The organism is Acidovorax sp. MR-S7 (assembly GCF_000400995.2).
GTDB lineage: Bacteria > Pseudomonadota > Gammaproteobacteria > Burkholderiales > Burkholderiaceae_C > MR-S7.
In genome coordinates, this window is record NZ_DF238994.1 from 1 (window position 1) to 17,866 (window position 17,866).

Here is a 17,866-nt window from a genome sequence, read left to right on the forward strand (position 1 = left end):
CTGCCGTTGATGAGCGCGCCGTGGATGGCCACGAACAGGCCGTGCACGTGGAAGATGGGCAGCGCGTGGATGAGCACGTCGCCGGGCTTCCAGCCCCAGTAGTCCTGGAGCACCTGCGCGTTCGACAGCAGGTTGCCGTGGGTGAGCATCGCGCCTTTGCTGCGGCCGGTGGTGCCGCTGGTGTAGAGGATGGCGGCGAGGTCGTCGGCCGTGCGCGCCACGGGCGTGTGTTCGTCGCCATGGTGCGCGGCGCGCTCCAGCAGGCTGCCGGTGCGGTCGTCGCCCAGCGTGAAGACGTGCTGCGTGCCGGCGGTGAAGGCGATCTTGGAGACCCAGCCGAAGTTGGCGGGCGTGCACACGACGACGGCGGGCTCGGCGTTGCCCACGAAGTATTCGATTTCGGCGCTCTGGTAGGCGGTGTTGAGCGGCAGGAACACGTAGCCCGCGCGCAGCGCGCCGAGGTACAGCAGCATGGCCTCGACGGATTTGTCCACCTGCACGGCCACGCGGCTGCCCTCGGGCAGCTTCAGCGAGGTCAGCAGGTTGGCGATTTGGCTGCTCGCGCGGTCCAGGTCGCGCCAGGTGTAGCGCAGCGGCTCGCCTGCGGCCGAGGTGGTTTCGACGGCGATCTGCTCCAGGTCGCGGGGGAAGGCGGCGCGCAGCGCGGAAAAAAGGTTGTTGCTGGACATGTGGATCTCACCTTCGATAGCTGAACATCAATCGCCTTCGCCTGGCGCATGCGCGAGTCCCAGTTCCTCCAGGATCCGCATCCGGTCGCCGTCCAGTGCTGGCGGCTGCCGCCGGACGACTTGCTTGCCCCCGCCCGCCATCAGCGGATTGCCCGCCACGCCGAGCGACTCCCCGCTGGGCGTGAGAACCTCGGCCAGCATGCCTCTCGCCTGGATCTGCGGGTGCTCCACCACTTCTGAAACCGAGTGGTACTCCCCCGTCGGGATTCCGTTGTCCTGCAGCAGCTTGAGCCAATGTGCGCGAGAGTGCCCACGCAGTTTGTCTTCCAACATGCGCTTGAGCGCAGCTTCATGCGCGCAGCGCGACGCGTTGGTCCTGAAACGATCGTCGTCCACCAGGCCAGGAAGGCCCAGCAGTTCGCACAACCGCTTGAACAATCCATCGTTGCCAACGGCGATCACCAGATAGCCGTCCTCTGCGGCATAGACGTCGAAAGGCGTCATCGATGGATGGCGCGAGCCGATGGGCCCGGGGACGCTGCCTGTCGCGCCATAGCGCGCAACCGCGTTTTCCAGCAGAGCCACCTGGCAATCGAGCATGGACACATCCACCCGCTCGCCTTTGCCCGTGCGGGCCCGGCGCAACAGGGCCGACTGCGTTCCGACCACCGCATAGAGCCCGGCCCCGAGGTCGCCGATGGAGACACCGACACGGCAAGGACCTGCGTCGGGATGCCCCGTCACACTCATCATGCCGCTCATGGCCTGCACCACCATGTCATAGGCCGGCTGCGAGCGGTAGGGGCCCGTCTGGCCGAAACCGGAGATAGACACCATGACAAGGCGCGGGTATCGCGCCTGCAGCTGCTCCCAGCCATATCCCAGCTTCTCCATGGTTCCCGGCCGGTAGTTCTCCACCAGCACGTCCGCACGCTCCAGCAGACGCTCGAAGACTGCACGGTCGCCCTCGGCCTTTAAATCCAATGCGATGGATTCCTTGTTCCGGTTGACCGACATGAAGTAGGCCGAAGCGTCTCCCAAGAAAGGACCAATGGCACGCGCATCATCTCCCACTCCCGGCTGCTCCACCTTGATGATCCGGGCCCCCATGTCCCCCAATGTCTGCGTGCAGAAAGGCCCTGCCAGCACGCGGGTGAGGTCCACGACCGTGATGCCATGCAGCGGCAATTCGTTCACAGCCCGGCTCCAGAACGCTCCGTCAGCGCCTTCGATGCCTTCCCCTCCTTCAATGCCCAGTCCTTGAACTCCTGCTGGGATGCGGACGGCACAGCCAGGTTGCCCTGCTTCTCCAGCCTGGCCTTGACTTCCGGATCGCCCAGCACTTGCACGCTGGCATCGAAGAGCTTCTTGGACACATCGGCAGGCAAGCCGGCCGGGCCGAACAGGCCGAACCAGAGCGTGAAGTCGTAGTCCTTGACACCCGACTCCCTCATGCCCGGCAAATCAGGAAACAAGGGGGAGCGCTCAGCCGTCGTGACGGCCAGCATGCGCAGCTTGTTGGCCTGTGCCAGAGGCAATACCGACGGAGGCGAGCCAAACGTCATGTCCACGTCTCCTGCTCCGACGGCCTGCAAGGACGGTGCCCCACCTTTGTACGGAACGTGCAGCATGTCGATGGCCGTGGCCTGCGTAAACGAAAGTCCCGCCAGATGGGTGATGACGCCCGTCCCCGACGAGGAGTACGTCAACTTGCCCGGTGTCTTGCGTGCCAGATCGATCAGGCCTTGTACCGATTGCTCAGGAAAACCCTGTCGAACGGCCAGCAGCATGGGAGACACGGACCAGCGGGAGATGGGCGTGAAGTCTTTCACGCCATCGTATTTCGCGCTCTTGTAGAGCAGTTGGTCGGAACCATACAGGTTCGCGCTGCCGAGCAGCAAGGTGTATCCGTCCGCAGGCGCGCGCGCCACGATGTCCGAAGCCAGCGTCGTCCCCGCCCCTGGCTTGTTGTCCACGACGACGGGCTGCCCCAGCACCTTGCCCAGCTTGTCTGTGACGATGCGCGCCACGGCATCCGCGCCACCGCCCGGCGGAAAGCCCACCACCAGCGTGATCGGCCGCGAGGGGTAGCCCTGCGCCAGGGCAACGGTGCACGATGCGGCTGCCAGCGCAGCCACGAGGGTTTTCTTGAACATGGCTTTGTCTCCTGTATGTTGGTGTAGGGAAAACGGTTGTCCGGTCAGCGGCCCTTGAAGGCGGGCGGGCGTTTCTCGCGCCAAGCCGCGCCGCCCTCTTGCAGGTCCTCCGACTGGACCGTACGGAGCACATCGCGGGCAATTGCCTCGGAGTCCTGCAGGCCGCGGGCAATCAGGTTCAAATGCTTCTTCATGCCAAAGAGCGGCAGGGGAGCCATGGCACTCAAGGTGGCCGTCAGTTCATCCACCTTGGCCTGCAGCTCCTGCGGCGTGGCGAGGTGAGTGAAGAAGCCGCAGCCCTTCATCTCCATGGCCGTCAGGCGCTCACAGGTCAAGAAAAGACGCTTGGCCACGTCCAGTCCAAGCCGGTGCACGTAGCGCTCAAGGCCTGCCTGGTAGAAATGGAGGCCCAGCCGCGCAGCGGGCATGAACATCTCCGCATCGGTGCTGCCTACCCGGAAATCACATGCCAAGGCCATGTCGGTCGCGCCGCCATAGACCCCTCCTTGCACGACCGCGATGGTCACGGCCCTGCAGTGCTCGATGGCATCGACCATCTCGCCAAAGCTGCTGCCTTTGTTCTGGCTGTTTCCCACCTCTGATATATCATATCCACTGCAAAAGTACTTTCCCTCGCTACGCAGAACCACGACGCGGATGTCGTCCGCCTGGTTGATACGATCGATGTGCGCAATGAGGGCTGGCAGGTCTTCAGGGGATAACTTGTTGGCTGCAGAAGGCCGCCGCAGCGTGATCGTAGCGATATGGTCAGAGAGTTCGAGGCCGGGCTGCATATGTACCAATTGAATTCATAGATATATCTTCAATTAGAAAATGAACCAGATTTCGTCCGAATCGGCACAAACCCTAGGAGCGCAAAGCCTCCAGGACCGCATCCGGCTGGCGCTTGAAGACGACTTGCGCAGCGGCCGGCTGCAGCCAGGCATGGCCATCAATGAGCAGGCCCTGTGCGCACGGTTCACCACTTCGCGCACGCCCGTGCGCGAAGCATTGCTGCTGCTGGCCGCCAAAGGGATGGTGAGCATTCGGCCTCGCGCCGGGATCTATGTGCGGCATCTCGATGCCCGCGAACTGGTGGCGATGATGGAAGGGCTGGCCGAACTGGAGGGCGTGCTGGCACGCCTGGCAGCCCATCGCATCAACGTGGGCCAGAAGGAACGTCTGGCACGCGCTCTGGAGCAGACCGCCCGTTGCGCCGAGTCAGGGGATTCGGTCGGCTACGAGCGCGCCAATGTGCTGCTGCATGACGTGATCTACGAGGCCAGCGGCAATGCATTCATCGTGGAGCAGACGCGCCAGGTCAGGCTGCGCATTGCTCCCTACCGAGGAAAGCTGTTCGAAACGGCCAAACGGCTTGCAGGCTCACACGCAGAGCATGAGGCCGTCGTGAAAGCCATTTTGCTCGGCGACAGCGAGGCAGCGGCCGAAGCCATGCGCGACCACATCTCTGCGGGCGGGCGGGTATTTGCGGACATGATTCTTCGCTCGCCCCCACCGGCGGCCTACAGCCCGAACCACCGCCGCAAGCGCGCAGGCAAGGACGAAAGCGGCCTGTAGTCGATGCCGCGCTCTTTTTTCTAGCCCTGCCCTCTCTGCAATAAAGCGCGCCACAGAAGCCGCCACGGCTTTCTACGCATCGGTGGCGCAAGGCATCAGGTAGTACCAGCGCCCCTCTTCGCGCACGAAGCGGCTGCGCTCGTGCAGCCGCACCGCCCGCCCCGCCACGCGCCAGCGCGCGACGAACTCCACCTCGGCCGCATCGGGCCCTGTCGCGCGGTGCGTGCGCACCTCCAGCCCCAGCCACTTCGCGCCCGCGTCGAAGTCCAGCGTGGAGGGGCGGTGGCTGGGGTGCCAAGTGGCCAGCAGGTAGGCCGCGTCCTCGCGCGTGAAAGCGGTGTAGCGCGAGCGCATGAGGCTCTCGGCATCGGGTGCGGGGCAACCGGCGAAGTCGCCGATGTAGCGGCCGCAGCACTGCGCATAGGGCAGCGGCCGGCTCGGGGAACGGGTGCGGCCGCAGGGGCAGGCGGAGGAGACAGAAGACATCGCGCGATTCTAGGCAGCAGCCATCTCCGCGCTCACCGCGCGCAGCGCCTGCGCGAACAGGCGCTGCTCCTCGTGCTGCGCGCCGGCCGCGCGCTGGAACAGCGTGATGGGCGGCAGTGTCCAGCCGAAGCGGTGGCGCACGATGGCCACGCCGGCGATGCGCACCAGCTCCTGCGCCACGTCGGCCGGCACGATGGAGACGGCCCGCTCGTTGGCGGCCACCAGCTCGCCGATCACCTTGACCGACAGGCTCTCGACGAAGGGCGCGGGCGGCGCCACGCCGGCGCGCAGGAAGAAGTCGGTGATCTGCTCGCGCATCGGCGTCTGGCGCGCGCCCATCACCCACTCCAGGCCGGCCAGCTCGGCCCAAGCGAGCGGCCGGCGCGCCAGGCGCGCGGCCAGGCGCCGGTGCGCGATCAGGCGCGGCTCCTGCGCGTAGAGCACCTCGTGCCGCAGGCCCGCCATGTCGAGGATGGCGGAGGCCCGGCCGATCACACAGTCCAGCTCGTGCGCGCGCAGGCGCGCCAGCAGACGGTCGCTGGTGTCCTCGTGCAGCGTCACCGTGATGCGCTGGCCCGCGGGCCGCGTGCGGTCGATGGCGCGCGCCAGCAGGCGGCCGGGCAGGAAGGGGATGGCGCCCACGTGCAGGTGCGCTGCGCGGCCGTGGCCCGCGGCCTCGATGTCCTGCGCCCAGTGGCCCAGGTCGGCCAGCATGGTCTGTGCGCGGGCCAGCACCAGGCGCCCTAGCGCGGTGGGCTCCATGCCGCGCGGCGAGCGTGTGAACAGGGGCGCGCCGAACAGGGCCTCCAGGTCCGCCAGTGCCTGCGTGACGGCCGGCTGGCTGGTGGCCATGTGCTCGGCCACGCGCGTGAGCGTGCCGTGCGCGCCGATGGCCTGGAGCAGCAGCAGGTGCTTCATGCGCAGGCGTGTGCCGAGCCGGTGGGCCAGGGGTGGCGCGGAAGACATAAGCAAAAAAATATGGCTTGATAGAAAGATGCGATTCGCAGCTTATTCCATGCCCGCAAGAATCCGCACGACGACACATGGGAGGACGACAATGGATTCGGTGTTTCTCGTGGTGGCCCTGGGTGCCGCCGTGGCGGGCTTCGTGCAGGGGCTGTCGGGCTTTGCCTTCGGCATGGTGGCCATGTCGTTCTGGGCCTGGGCGCTGGAGCCGCGCCTGGCGGCCGCGCTCACGGTGTTCGGCGCGCTGGTCGGGCAGACGCTGGCGGCAGCGGCCATGCGGCGCGGCTGGGACTGGCGGCGCCTGCTGCCCTTCATCGCCGGGGGCCTGGCAGGCATCCCGCTGGGCGTGCTGCTGCTGCCGCACCTGGACATGCTGTGGTTCAAGGCCATCCTGGGCACGCTGCTGGTGCTGTTCTGCCCCGCCATGCTGCTGTCGAAGCACCTGCCGCGCATCGCCGCAGGCGAGCGGCTGGGACGCCTGGGTGACGGCGCGGCGGGCCTGGTGGGCGGCGTGATGGGCGGCATCGGCGGCTTCACGGGCGTGGTGCCCACGCTGTGGTGCACGCTGCGCGGCTATGAGAAGGACACGCAGCGCGCCGTCATCCAGAACTTCAACCTGGCCATGCTGGCCGTGACCATGGGCACCTACCTCGCCACCGGCGTGGTCACGCGCGAGATGCTGCCCCTCTTCGCCGTGGTCGCGCCCGCCATGCTGGTGCCGACGCTGCTGGGCGCGCGGCTGTACATCGGCATCAGCGAGGCGCGGTTCCGGCAGATCGTGCTGGGGCTGCTGACGGCCTCGGGCGTAGCGATGCTGGCGTCGGCGCTGCCGCGGCTGCTGGGATGACTGCATTAATATGCCTCCAGCGCTTATCCAGCAAGCGCAAGCAGCTATCAAAACACAAGCGGCCTGACAACCAAGGCGTATCGCTACCGCCCCAGCAACCGCGCCCGCACCTCTGCCGTATAGGTGCGCCCCACCCGCGCCACCGTGCCGTCGGCCAGCACCAGCGCGAGGGACGAGAAGGCGCCCGCCGCCAGGCGATGGACCGCGCCGATGCGCACCAGGGTGCTGCGGTGGATGCGCAAAAAGTCCTGCGCGGGCAGCCGCTGTTCCAGCTCCGACAGGCTCGCGCTGTACAGGTATTCACGGCCATCGGCGTGGATGCGCGTGTAGTCGCGCTCGGCCTGGATGCGCGTGATGCTGGTGGCAGCGATGCGCACGTGCTGGCCCTGGGTCTTGACCCACAGCTCGGCCAGCCCGCGCGGCTGTGGTGCTGCCGTGCGCAGGTTGGCGACAACCTCTTGCAGCTCCGCGATCCGCTGCGCGCTGCCGCGCTGGGCCACCGCCTGGCGGGCGCGCTCCAGCGCGAGTTGGAAACGCCCCGGCTCGATGGGCTTGGTGATGTAGTCGGTGGCGCTGGCGTCGAAGGCCTGGAGGGCCTGGTCGTCGAAGGCGGAGACGAAGACGGCCACAGGCGGCTCGGGTTGGCCTTGCAGGCGGGCCAGCAGGTCGAACCCGCTGCCGCCGGGCATCTGAATGTCCAGCAGCAGGATGTGCGCGTCGAATCGCTTCAGCCGTTCCAGCGCCTGCGGCACGTGAGCCGCCTGTTCGATGGCACCGACCCACGGCAGCGCGCGCAGCAGCCGCGCCACGCGCCGCCGGGCCAGCGGCTCGTCGTCCACCACCAGCACGTTGAGCGGCGTCATGCGACCTTCCAGGGCAGTTCGATCTCGGCCCGGAAATGGGTGCCGTCGCCCGTGTCGACGCGCAAGGTGCCAGCATCGCCGAAGCGCACGCGGATGCGCTCGGCCACGTTGCGCAGGCCGATGCCGAACCCGGCGGCTTCCGAGCGGCGCGGGGCGCTGGCGTCCAGGTCGTTCTCCACCGCCAGCCACAGGCGCTCGTCGCGCCGCCGGGCGCTGATGCGGATGCGCGTGTGCGCCAGCGAGGGGCCTACGCCGTGCTTGATGGCGTTCTCGACCAAGGGCTGCAACAGCAGGCTGGGCACCAGCGCCTGGAGCGCCTCGGCGGGCGCGTCGATGGTGAAGTCCATGCGGTCGCAGTAGCGCTCGCGCTCGATGGCGAGGTAGTCCTGCTGGAGCGCAAGCTCGTCGGCCAGGGGCACGTCGTGCATGGGGTCGAGCGACAGGGTGGTGCGCAGGAACGTGGAGAGTGACAGCACCATGCGCCCGGCCTGCGTGGCCGAGCCTTCCTCGATCAGCCCGGCGATGGAGTTGAGGGTGTTGAACAGGAAGTGCGGGTTGATCTGGTAGCGCAGCGCGCGCATCTGCGCGGACAGCGCTTCCTCGCGGGCGGCGGCCAGCCGGAGCTGGCGGTCATTGAGTTCAAAACTGAAGAGGAGGCTGATGAACAGGCAAGACCAGCCAAAGAACAAGGTCGCGCCCAGAGCCGTGTCGTTGATGAAGTTGCTCCACTGGTAGGCCGCCTGGGTGGCATAGCCCCATGCGGCCCACACCGGCGCCGCTGCCAGCGAGATCAGGAAGGCGGCCACGATGAAAACCGGCAGCGAACTTTCCGCCGGCCCGCGGCGCTGCGCCCACTGGTGCAGGCGGAACAAGGCATAGGAGATAGCGCTGGCGACAAGCCACCCGGTCCCATAACGCAGAAACTTTTCCACCATGTACATGGCGTGCCGGGCAACTTCCGTGAAATCCGTGATTTTCAGAACATAGAGAACGGCCGACGCCAGGAACGCGCCGCCCCAGAAGACCAAACCGAATCGGATGTGGGCCTGGCGGATGGCGCATTCAGCAGGGGATCGTTGCGTCATGGGGTGTTGCTTTCTTTCGCCAATGGTAGGCAGCAGCCGCCCTCGCCGCCCGGCGTTCGTCGGCTTTTTTTAGCCATCCGTCGAAATGCCCATCGCCCCGCCGACGCAGGCCCGCCATTGGCAGTTTGGCGGGCCGCAAGCGTGGGGAAGCTTCCTATGCTTTTCGGTAAATCCTCCTACTCCGAAAGCAACCATGCACCCTCTTCGCGCTCCCTACTTTTTCGTACTGCCCGTGGCCCTGGCCTGCCTGCTGACCGCCTGCGGCGGCGGCGGCGGCGGTGACGACGCCACGTCGCCGCCGTCCGGCGACGGCTTCACGCTGGGCGGCGCCGTGACGGGCCTGGGCCAAGGCAAGCGCCTCGTGCTGCAGAACAACGGCGCGGCCGATCTGGACGTGGCGGCCAGCGGCACCTTCACCTTCGCGGGCCGCATAGCGGCGGGCAGCGCCTATGCCGTCACCGTCAAGACCCAGCCGCAGGGCCAGACCTGCGCCGTGGCGCAAGGCAGCGGCACGGCCACGGCCAACGTGGGCGACGTGGCCGTGCGCTGCGCCGACCTGCCCGCAGCCCGCTACAGCGTGGGCGGCACGGTGAGCGGCCTGGCGGCGGGCGGCGGGCTGGTGCTGCAGAACAATGGCGGCGACGACTTGGCGGTGTCGGCCAACGGCGGCTTCACCTTCGCCACGCCGCTGGCGGCAGGCACGGCCTATGCGGTGGCCGTGAAGACACAGCCCGCCGGCCAGGCCTGCACGGTGAAGAGCGGCAGCGGCACGCTGGGCAGCGCCAACCAGTCCTCCGTCGAGGTCGCCTGCGCCACCCAGGCGGCCGCGCTGCCCGAGGGCGACTGGGAGATGACGCTGTGCTCGCAGGTCTTGCCCGGCACCTGGGGCCGCACGCTGTGGCGCATCGCCCGGCAGAGCGACACCCGCGCCGCCATCGAGCAAGGCATGGTGCTGTACAGCAATTCGCAGTGCGCGGGCACCGGCACCGTGCAGACCTCGCCGGCGGGCGCGCTGGGCACGGTGGCGTTCGACCGCACCGGCGCCACGGCCACGCTGGCGGCCTTCTGGGGCGCCTGGAGCCAGCCCACGGGCCTGACCAGCCGCACCGTGTGGGCGCGCAAAGGCGCCTACCTGTGCGTGCTGGGCGACACCACGCCCAGCGTGCTGCCCACGGCGCAGGCGGTGGAGTCCGCCGCCGACCTGTCGATCGCGGGCAAGGGCTGCTACACCAAGCGGTAGGCGACATATGCGCGCACTCTTTCGCAGCGCGGCCGTCGCCATCGCCATTGCCATCGCGGCACTGCTGAGCGGGTGCGCCGCCACGACGACGGTGGCGACGACGCCCGCCGGGCAGGCGCCGGTCTGCCAGCCGCAATCGGCCCTGAAGGCCATGGTGCTCTGGCAGACCCGCTGGCGGGCTGACCAAAAGGATGTGCCGGAGCGCGAAGCGGCGGCGGCGCGGGGCATTGCGGACTTTTTTGCCGATGCCACGTGCTTCCCCAACGCCACCGTGGCCCGCGCGGAGGCTGGCCGCGAGGCATTCGCGGTGCCGCCCGGATCGGACGTGCTTCTCGTGCTCACGGTGCGGGAGCTGGGGCCGACGGTGAAGCTGCTGTCTTCCGCAGCACTGATCGAAGGCGGCACGGAGGTGGCCGTGGACGTCGCCCGCTACGTGCCGGGCGGGGGTGCTCCTGACCGCCAGTTCTCCATCCACTGGCGCAACGGCGGGCCCGGCGTGGTCAAAGGAGTGCAGTCGCTGCCTGCCGATCTGGCTGCGGCCCTGCGGGCGGGGCTGCAGTAGTTAATGAGTGAAATAGGCCGCCAGCGCTTTATATACAAGCGCCAGCAGCTCTCATTTACATAGCAATCAGGCCAGCGCGCGCTGAATGATGATCTTCTGCACGTCGCTCGTGCCCTCATAGATCTGGCACACGCGCACGTCGCGGTAGATGCGCTCCACCGGGAAGTCGTTCACCACGCCGTAGCCGCCCAGCGTCTGGATGGCGGCGCTGCACACGCGCTCGGCCATTTCGCTGGCGAACAGTTTTGCCATCGCCGCTTCCTTCAGGCACGGGCGGCCCGCATCGCGCAGCGCGGCGGCGTGCCAGATGAGCTGGCGCGCGGCCTCGATCTGCGTGGCGCAGTCGGCCAGGCGAAAACCCACGGCCTGGTGGTTGATGATGGGCTGGCCGAAGCTCTCGCGCTCCTTGGCGTACTGCACGGCGAAGTCGAAGGCGCTGCGCGCCATGCCCACGCTCTGCGCGGCGATGCCGATGCGCCCGCCTTCCAAAGCGCCCAGCGCGATCTTGTAGCCCTCGCCCTCGGCGCCGATGAGGTTGTCAAAGGGGATGCGGCAGTTGTCAAAATTGATCTGCGCCGTGTCGCTGCTGTGCTGGCCCAGCTTGTCCTCCAGCCGCGCCACCACGTAGCCGGGCGTGTTCGTGGGCACGAGGAAAGCGCTCATGCCTTTCTTGCCCGCGCCCTTGTCGGTCACGGCGATGACAATGGCCACGTGTCCGTTCTTGCCGCTGGTGATGAACTGCTTGACGCCGTTGATCACATAGGCGTCGCCCTGTTTCACGGCCGTGGTGCGCAGCGCCGATGCGTCGGAGCCCACGTGCGGCTCGGTGAGGCAGAAGGCGCCGAGCATTTCGCCGCGCGCCAGGGGCGCGAGCCATTGCTGCTTTTGCGCCTCGCTGCCGTAGCGCATGAGGATGGCGTTGACCGGGCAGTTGGTCACGCTGATCGCTGTGCTGGTGCCGCCGTCGCCCGCGGCGATTTCCTCCAGCACCAGGGCCAGGCTCACGTAGTCGAGCGCGGCGCCGCCGTATTGCTCGGGCACGCAAATGCCGTAGGCGCCCAGCTGCGCCAGGCCCTGGTGCGCCTCCTTCGGAAAGTGGTGTTCCTTGTCCCAGCGCGCGGCATGCGGCCACAGCTGGTCTTGAGCGAAGTCGCGCACGGCGTCGCGGATCATTTCCTGGTCTTGGGTCAGCAGCATGCTGTCTCCTTGTTGTATTACCAATGGGTGGCGCGGCGGCCGTCGTGGTGCAGCAGGCGGCCCTTGTCGGCGGGGGTGAGGCCCGCGAGCGTCTCGCGCATGCCGCGCACGCTGGCCTGCACGGTGAGCGGCGCGGCGGCGCCGCCCATGTCGGTCTGCACCCAGCCGGGGTCGATGGTCACCAGCGTGGCGCCGGGATAGTCGTGCTGCGCGGCGGCCACGGCCATGTTGAGCGCGGCCTTGCTCGTGCGGTAGAGCCACGAGTCGCTGCCCGGCACGCTGCCGATCTGCGACATGGACGACGACAGGAAGGCGAACACGCCGCGCGCATCGGCCACCAGCGGCGCGACCTGCGGGATGGCCTGCATGGCGCCGAGCACGTTGGCGTGCATGACGGCATCGAAGTCCTCGCGCGTGGGCGGCGTGAGCGCGCCGGGGCGGCGGATGACGCCGGCCACGTAGAGCGCCACGCCGATCTTCTCGCCGTCGAGCATCCAGGCCAGCCCGCTCACGCTCGCGGGGTGGGCCACGTCCACCGTGAGCGCCTGCGCGCCCAGGGCCTGCACGCGCTCGCGGCCCGCGTCGTCGCGCACGGTGGCGATGACGTGGCAGCCGGCCTCGCGGTACTGCCGCACGAATTCGAGGCCGATGCCGCGCGAGGCGCCGATCACCAGGATGGTTGTCATGGGTTATGCACAAAAAAGGCTTCCAGCGCTTATGCAGCAAGCGCCAGAAGCTATCTAAACAATAGCAATCAAACCAGCTCGATCGCCATCGCCGTGGCCTCGCCGCCGCCGATGCACAGCGTGGCCAGGCCCTTCTTCTTGCCGCGCGCCTGCAGCGCGTGCAGCAGCGTGACGAGGATGCGCGCGCCGCTGGCGCCGATGGGGTGGCCCAGCGCGCAGGCGCCGCCGTTGACGTTGACCTTCTCGTGCGGAATGTCCAGCTCGGCCATCAGCGCCATGGGCACGACGGCGAAGGCTTCGTTGATCTCCCACAGGTCCACGTCGGCCACGCTCCAGCCGATCTTCTTGAGCAGCTTCTCGGTGGCGCCCACGGGCGCGGTGCTGAACCACTCGGGCGCCTGGGCATGCGTGGCGTGGCCCACGATCTTCGCCAGGGGCTTGCAGCCCAGCTCCTTCGCGGTGGACTCGCGCATCAGCACCAGCGCCGCGGCGCCGTCGTTGATGCTGGAGCTGGAGGCGGCGGTGATGGTGCCGTCCTTCTTGAACGCGGGCTTGAGGCTGCCGATCTTGTCCAGGCGCGCCTTGAGCGGACCTTCGTCTTGGGAAACGGTGACGTCGCCCTTGCGGGTCTTGACGGTGACGGGCGCGATCTCGGCCTGGAAGGCGCCGGATCGGGTGGCCTCCTGCGCGCGCTGCACGCTGGCGATGGCGAAGGCGTTCTGCTGCTCGCGCGTGAACTGGTACTTGGCGGCGCAGTCCTCGCCGAAGGTGCCCATGCTGCGGCCGGGTTCGTAGGCGTCCTCCAGGCCGTCGAGCATCATGTGGTCGAACACCTTGTCGTGGCCCATGCGGTAGCCGCCGCGGCCTTTCTTGAGCAGGTAGGGCGCGTTGGTCATGCTCTCCATGCCGCCGGAGACCATCACATCGCGGCTGCCGGCGACGAGCTGGTCGTGCGCGAGGATGGTGGCTTCCATGCCAGCGCCGCACATCTTGGAGAGGGTCACGGCGCCGGTGCTGCGCGGCAGACCGCCCTTGAAGCCCGCCTGGCGCGCGGGCGCCTGGCCCTGGCCCGCCATGAGGCAGTTGCCGAACAGCACTTCGTCCACCTTCTCCGGGTTGACGCCCGCGCGCTGCACGGCGGCCTGGATGGCGGCGCCGCCCAGGTCGTGCGCGGCGAGGTCGGCGAAGTCGCTCTGGAAGGCGCCCATGGGCGTGCGCGCTGCGCCGACGATGACGATGGGGTCGCTCTGGGATGGGTTCATGTCGAGTCTCCTGAAGTGATGGATGAAGAAGGGACGGCGCCGAAGCGCCGCTCGGTGTCGTAGGGGAACACGTCGTACACGTGGCCTGCCTGGATGCGCTCCTTGTGCGACTGCCAGAACGCCACGTCGAGCAGGTCGGCGTGGTGGCGCATGAAGACCTGGCGCACCGCGTCGTTGCCGAGCAGGAAGGGGCCGAAGGTCTCGGGGAACACGTCGCGCGGACCGACGCTGTACCAGGCCTCGCCGCTCATCTCCTCTTCCTCGTTGCGCGGCGGCGGTACCCGGCGGAAGTGGCAGTCGGTGAGGTATTCGATCTCGTCGTAGTCGTAGAACACGACCTTGCCGTTGCGCGTGAGGCCGAAGTTCTTCCACAGCATGTCGCCGGGGAAGATGTTGGCGGCCACGAGGTCCTTGATGGCGTTGCCGTATTCGGTGACGGCATGCTCCATGGCGCTGCGCGCGTCGGGCTTGTCCAGGCCCGCGTCGAAGCATTCCTGCAGGTGGATGTTCAGCGGAATCATGCGCCGCTCGATGTAGAGGTGGCGGATGATGACCTCCTGCTGGCCGTCGCCGTCGCGGTCGCTGATCTCGAGCTGGCTGGGCGCATGCCTGCGGATCTCCTCGATCAGCTCATCGGAAAAACGGCTGCGCGGAAACGCCACCAGGCTGTATTCCAGCGTGTCGGCCATGCGGCCCACGCGGTCGTGCTGCTTGACGAGCTGGTACTTGGCCTGGACCTGCTCGCGCGTGGTGTCCTTCGGCGCCGGAAAATGGTCCCTGATGAGCTTGAACACGTAGGGGAAGCTGGGCAGGTCGAACACCAGCATGACCATGCCCTTGATGCCGGGGGCGATACGGAACTTGTCGCTGGAGTAGCGCAGGTGGTGCAGGAAATCGCGGTAGAACAGCGACTTGCCCTGCTTGGCCAGGCCCAGCGCGGTGTAGAGCTCCGCGCGCGGCTTGTGTGGCATGAGACCGCGCAGGAACTGCACGTAGGCGCTGGGGATCTCCATGTCCACCATGAAGTAGGCGCGCGCGAAGCTGAACAGCATCTGCAGGTCGCGCTCACCGAACAGAGCCGCGTCGACCACGAGCCGGCCGCGCTCGCCGTGCAGGATGGGCAGGGCGAAGGGCAGCTCGGTGTAGCCGTTGATGACCTTGCCCACGAGGTACGCGCCCTTGTTGCGGAAGAACAGGCTGGCGAGCACCTGGATCTGGAAGTTGGTGCGCAGCTTCGCCGGTCCCAGGCGCTGCTGCACCGCCCGCGCCACGTGCGCAGCGTCGCGCACCAGGTCCTCGAAGCCGCGCTGCAGCTCCAGGTGCTCCAGGATGCGGGCCACGGTCTGGCGCAGGTCTTCGCCCTGGGGGTAGTAGGCGCGGTAGGTGGGGCGGGCGCCAGGCTCGTCGCTTTCGATGTATTCGGTGCTGACCGCCGGGCGCACGAAGATGAAGTCGTTGTGGAAGTGCGTGCGGTGCAGGATCTTGGTGGTGACGGAATTGAAGAAGGTCTCCGCCAGCTCGGGCTGCAGGTGGTTCACCATCAGCCCGATGTAGTGCAGCTTGACCTGGTGCCACACGTCCATGGGCAGGGCGCCGGCGTTGAACTCCTTGTCGAGCCGGCGCACGCATTCGCGCACGCGCAGGTCGTAGAACTCGATGCGCTCGCGCTGCGCGCGCTGCTGCCCATGCCAGTCGGCCGTCTCGAAGCGGTGCTTGGCGCGCGCGGACTCGGCGCGGAACAGGCGGTAATGGCGGTTGAAGCCGTCCATCATCGCCTTGGCGATGTGGTGGGCCTGGGGGGCGTCGAGCCGTTCGGGAAACATGGCCAGGCTGCCGCGCCCGCGGTGCTAGCGCTGGCGGCTGGCGACCATCTCGACCGCCTTCTGGTGCACCTCTTCCAGGCCGCCCACGCCTGGCACCGTCATGTGCAGGTTGGTGATCAGGCCGTTCTTGAGGCTGTAGCACCAACCATGCAGCGTGATCTGCTGGCCGCGCGCCCAGGCGTCCTGCAGCACCGTGCTCTGCGCCACGTTGACCACCTGCTCGATGGCGTTGAGTTCGCACAGCGCATCGTGGCGCCATTGGGGCGACAGGGTTTTGAGCAAGTCGACGTGCTTGTCGCGCACGTCCTTCACGTGGCGGATCCAGTTGTCCGCCAGGCCGATGCGAGCATCCTCCAGCGCCGCCAGCACGCCGCCGCAGCCGTAGTGGCCCACCACCATCAGGTGCTGCACCTTGAGCTGGTCCACCGCGTACTGGATGGTGGACAGGCAGTTCAGGTCGCTGGGCCCCACCACATTGGCCACATTGCGGTGCACGAACACCTCGCCGGGCTCCAGGCCGGTGATCTGGTTGGCGGGCACGCGGCTGTCGGAGCAGCCGATCCACATGTACCGGGGCTTCTGCTGCGACATCAGGCCGGTGAAGAAGCCGGGCCGCTCACGCTCCATCTGCTCGGCCCAGGCGCGGTTGTGGACGAACAGTTCTTCGATGGAGGTCGTAGTCATCAGGCAATCCTTGTGTGGGGAGGGAAGCAGGAGCGGCGCCGCGGCAGCCGTCAGCAGGTTTCGGCGAACAGTTCGCGGCCGATCAGCATGCGGCGGATTTCGCTGGTGCCGGCACCGATTTCGTAGAGCTTGGCATCGCGCCAGAGGCGGCCCAGCGGGTATTCGTTGATGTAGCCGTTGCCGCCGTAGATCTGTACGCCCTCGCCAGCCATCCAGGTGGCCTTTTCGGCGCACCAGAGGATGACGCTGGCGCAGTCCTTGCGCACCTGGCGCACGTGCTCCGTGCCCAGCATGTCCAGGTTCTTGGCTACCGTGTAGGCGAAGGAACGGCCCGCCTGCAGCACGGTGTACATGTCGGCCACCTTGCCCTGGATGAGCTGGAACTCGCCGATGCTCTGCCCGAACTGCTTGCGGTCGTGGATGTAGGGGACCACGTTGTCCATGACCGATTGCATGATGCCCAGTGGGCCGCCGGTGAGCACGGCGCGCTCGTAGTCCAGGCCGCTCATCAGCACCTTGGCGCCGCCGTTGACCTGACCCAGCACGTTCTCGGCAGGCACTTCCACGTTCTCGAACACCAGCTCGCCGGTATGGCTGCCGCGCATGCCGAGCTTGTCGAGCTTCTGGGCGATGGAAAAGCCCTTCATGCCCTTCTCGATCAGGAAGGCCGTCACGCCGCGCGCGCCCAGCTCGGGCTCGCTCTTGGCATAGACCACCAGCGTGTCGGCATCGGGGCCGTTGGTGATCCACATCTTGTTGCCGTTGAGCAGGTAGTAGCCGCCCTTGTCCTCGGCCTTGAGCTTCATGCTGATGACGTCGGAGCCCGCGCCGGGCTCGCTCATCGCCAGCGCGCCCACGTGTTCGCCGCTGATGAGCTTGGGCAGGTACTTGGCTTTCTGCACCTCGTTGCCGTTGCGGTTGATCTGGTTCACGCACAGGTTGCTGTGCGCGCCGTAAGACAGCCCCACGGAGGCGCTTGCGCGCGAGATTTCCTCCATGGCCACCATGTGGGCGAGGTAGCCCATGTCCGCACCGCCGTATTGCTCGGGCACGGTGATGCCCAGCACGCCCAGGTCGCCGAACTTGCGCCACAGGTCCATGGGGAACTGGTCGGTACGGTCGATCTCCGCCGCGCGCGGGGCGATCTCGGCCTGCGCGAACTCACGGACGGCATCGCGCAGGGCGTCGATGTCCTCGCCCAACTGGAAGTTCAGGCCTGGCAACGGGGTGGAAATGCTCATGGATTGTCTCCGGCAGGATAGAAGTAGAGATCTTACGTTTACGTAAACGTCAATTATCCAATACTTTCTGAATGGGCGCTTTCGATTTTTGTCAGTAGTTCGCGTGCTTCCCGCTCATGCTCGCAGACTTCGTCCAGGTTGGCCTGCAGGTCCCGCATCTGCGACTCCAGCTGCCTGCGGTGAAGCTGCAGCACTTCCAGGAACTTGCGCAACTGCACACCCGTGTCCCTCGGGCTGTCGTAGAGATCGATGATTTCCTTGGCTTCGGTGAGCGAGAGCCCCAGGCGCTTGGCCCGCAAGGTGAGTTTGAGGCGCGTGCGGTCGCGTGCGCTGTAGACCCGGTTGCGTCCCCCTGGCCCGGCGCGTTCGGGCTGCAGGAGGCCCATGTCCTCGTAAAAGCGCATGGCGCGCGTGGTGAGGTCGAACTCTTTGGCGAGGTCGCTGATGGAGTAGGTGGCCATGGGAGCGGAGCGGGAGGACATGGAAGGCGTGTTGACGTGG

19 protein-coding genes are annotated in these 17,866 nt (G+C 67.3%); 4 read left to right on the plus strand and 15 right to left on the minus strand.

The genetic code is table 11. The features are described 5' to 3' along the window. From AVS7_RS20870 to AVS7_RS20885, 4 genes are all read right to left on the minus strand, one after another. The coding region (locus AVS7_RS20870) for an AMP-binding protein (RefSeq protein ID WP_020229984.1) at window positions 1–689 on the minus strand (689 nt) is incomplete at its 3' end. Window positions 690–716: 27 nt separating this feature from the next. Further along, the gene (locus AVS7_RS20875; RefSeq protein WP_020229985.1) at window positions 717–1,886 is read right to left on the minus strand and encodes a CaiB/BaiF CoA-transferase family protein; all 1,170 of its coding nucleotides are present in this window, start codon (window positions 1,884–1,886) and stop codon (window positions 717–719) included. Continuing rightward, a complete protein-coding gene (locus tag AVS7_RS20880) occupies window positions 1,883–2,845 on the minus strand; it encodes a tripartite tricarboxylate transporter substrate binding protein (RefSeq protein WP_020229986.1) in 963 nt (320 codons plus the stop codon). The genes AVS7_RS20875 and AVS7_RS20880 overlap by 4 nt, the downstream gene beginning before the upstream one ends. A 44-nt stretch (window positions 2,846–2,889) precedes the next feature. Then, the gene (locus AVS7_RS20885) at window positions 2,890–3,639 is read right to left on the minus strand and encodes an enoyl-CoA hydratase/isomerase family protein (protein WP_020229987.1); all 750 of its coding nucleotides are present in this window, start codon (window positions 3,637–3,639) and stop codon (window positions 2,890–2,892) included. Between the two features lie 40 nt (window positions 3,640–3,679). Here AVS7_RS20885 and AVS7_RS20890 point away from each other — a divergent pair, with 40 nt between their 5' ends. Further along, window positions 3,680–4,423: a GntR family transcriptional regulator gene (locus AVS7_RS20890; RefSeq protein WP_020229988.1), complete on the plus strand. Its 744-nt coding sequence runs from the start codon at window positions 3,680–3,682 to the stop codon at window positions 4,421–4,423. 72 nt (window positions 4,424–4,495) lie between these two features. On the opposite strand, the gene AVS7_RS20895 is transcribed toward AVS7_RS20890, so the two are convergent. Together AVS7_RS20895 and AVS7_RS20900 are read right to left on the minus strand one after the other, a co-directional pair. Next, window positions 4,496–4,909, minus strand: a complete 414-nt coding sequence (locus tag AVS7_RS20895; protein WP_020229989.1) for a YchJ family protein — start codon at window positions 4,907–4,909, stop codon at window positions 4,496–4,498. Between the two features lie 9 nt (window positions 4,910–4,918). After that, complete coding sequence (locus tag AVS7_RS20900) at window positions 4,919–5,875, minus strand: LysR family transcriptional regulator (protein WP_020229990.1); 957 nt, start codon at window positions 5,873–5,875, stop codon at window positions 4,919–4,921. A 91-nt stretch (window positions 5,876–5,966) separates the two neighbouring features. Here AVS7_RS20900 and AVS7_RS20905 point away from each other — a divergent pair, with 91 nt between their 5' ends. Then, window positions 5,967–6,722, plus strand: a complete 756-nt coding sequence (locus tag AVS7_RS20905; protein WP_020229991.1) for a sulfite exporter TauE/SafE family protein — start codon at window positions 5,967–5,969, stop codon at window positions 6,720–6,722. 83 nt (window positions 6,723–6,805) lie between these two features. On the opposite strand, the gene AVS7_RS20910 is transcribed toward AVS7_RS20905, so the two are convergent. Next, window positions 6,806–7,585 carry a LytTR family DNA-binding domain-containing protein gene (locus AVS7_RS20910; protein ID WP_020229992.1) on the minus strand — a complete coding sequence of 260 codons (780 nt, stop codon included), beginning with the start codon at window positions 7,583–7,585 and terminating at the stop codon, window positions 6,806–6,808. Continuing rightward, the gene (locus AVS7_RS20915; RefSeq protein WP_082176603.1) at window positions 7,582–8,670 is read right to left on the minus strand and encodes a sensor histidine kinase; all 1,089 of its coding nucleotides are present in this window, start codon (window positions 8,668–8,670) and stop codon (window positions 7,582–7,584) included. Before AVS7_RS20915 ends, AVS7_RS20910 begins: the two co-directional genes overlap by 4 nt. 193 nt (window positions 8,671–8,863) lie before the next feature. Between AVS7_RS20915 and AVS7_RS20920 the strand changes: the two genes are divergently transcribed. Continuing rightward, window positions 8,864–9,910: a hypothetical protein gene (locus AVS7_RS20920; RefSeq protein ID WP_024001998.1), complete on the plus strand. Its 1,047-nt coding sequence runs from the start codon at window positions 8,864–8,866 to the stop codon at window positions 9,908–9,910. Window positions 9,911–9,917: 7 nt separating this feature from the next. Continuing rightward, the gene (locus tag AVS7_RS20925; RefSeq protein WP_020229995.1) at window positions 9,918–10,472 is read left to right on the plus strand and encodes a hypothetical protein; all 555 of its coding nucleotides are present in this window, start codon (window positions 9,918–9,920) and stop codon (window positions 10,470–10,472) included. A 66-nt stretch (window positions 10,473–10,538) separates the two neighbouring features. On the opposite strand, the gene AVS7_RS20930 is transcribed toward AVS7_RS20925, so the two are convergent. From AVS7_RS20930 to AVS7_RS20960, 7 genes are all read right to left on the minus strand, one after another. Further along, on the minus strand, window positions 10,539–11,669 hold the full coding sequence (locus tag AVS7_RS20930) for an acyl-CoA dehydrogenase family protein (RefSeq protein ID WP_020229996.1): 1,131 nt from the start codon (window positions 11,667–11,669) through the stop codon (window positions 10,539–10,541). A gap of 17 nt (window positions 11,670–11,686) precedes the next feature. Continuing rightward, on the minus strand, window positions 11,687–12,355 hold the full coding sequence (locus AVS7_RS20935) for an SDR family oxidoreductase (protein WP_020229997.1): 669 nt from the start codon (window positions 12,353–12,355) through the stop codon (window positions 11,687–11,689). A 68-nt stretch (window positions 12,356–12,423) separates the two neighbouring features. Next, window positions 12,424–13,617 (minus strand): acetyl-CoA C-acyltransferase, encoded by a 1,194-nt coding sequence (locus AVS7_RS20940; RefSeq protein WP_020229998.1) that lies wholly within the window; start codon window positions 13,615–13,617, stop codon window positions 12,424–12,426. Then, window positions 13,614–15,440 (minus strand): bifunctional isocitrate dehydrogenase kinase/phosphatase, encoded by a 1,827-nt coding sequence (aceK, locus tag AVS7_RS20945; RefSeq protein WP_020229999.1) that lies wholly within the window; start codon window positions 15,438–15,440, stop codon window positions 13,614–13,616. Before aceK ends, AVS7_RS20940 begins: the two co-directional genes overlap by 4 nt. A 24-nt stretch (window positions 15,441–15,464) precedes the next feature. Continuing rightward, window positions 15,465–16,124 carry a carbonate dehydratase gene (gene can, locus AVS7_RS20950; protein ID WP_020230000.1) on the minus strand — a complete coding sequence of 220 codons (660 nt, stop codon included), beginning with the start codon at window positions 16,122–16,124 and terminating at the stop codon, window positions 15,465–15,467. A 50-nt stretch (window positions 16,125–16,174) separates the two neighbouring features. After that, window positions 16,175–17,365 (minus strand): isovaleryl-CoA dehydrogenase, encoded by a 1,191-nt coding sequence (locus tag AVS7_RS20955; protein WP_024001999.1) that lies wholly within the window; start codon window positions 17,363–17,365, stop codon window positions 16,175–16,177. 53 nt (window positions 17,366–17,418) lie between these two features. Further along, window positions 17,419–17,826: a MerR family DNA-binding transcriptional regulator gene (locus AVS7_RS20960; protein ID WP_020230002.1), complete on the minus strand. Its 408-nt coding sequence runs from the start codon at window positions 17,824–17,826 to the stop codon at window positions 17,419–17,421. Between the last annotated feature and the right edge of the window lie 40 nt (window positions 17,827–17,866).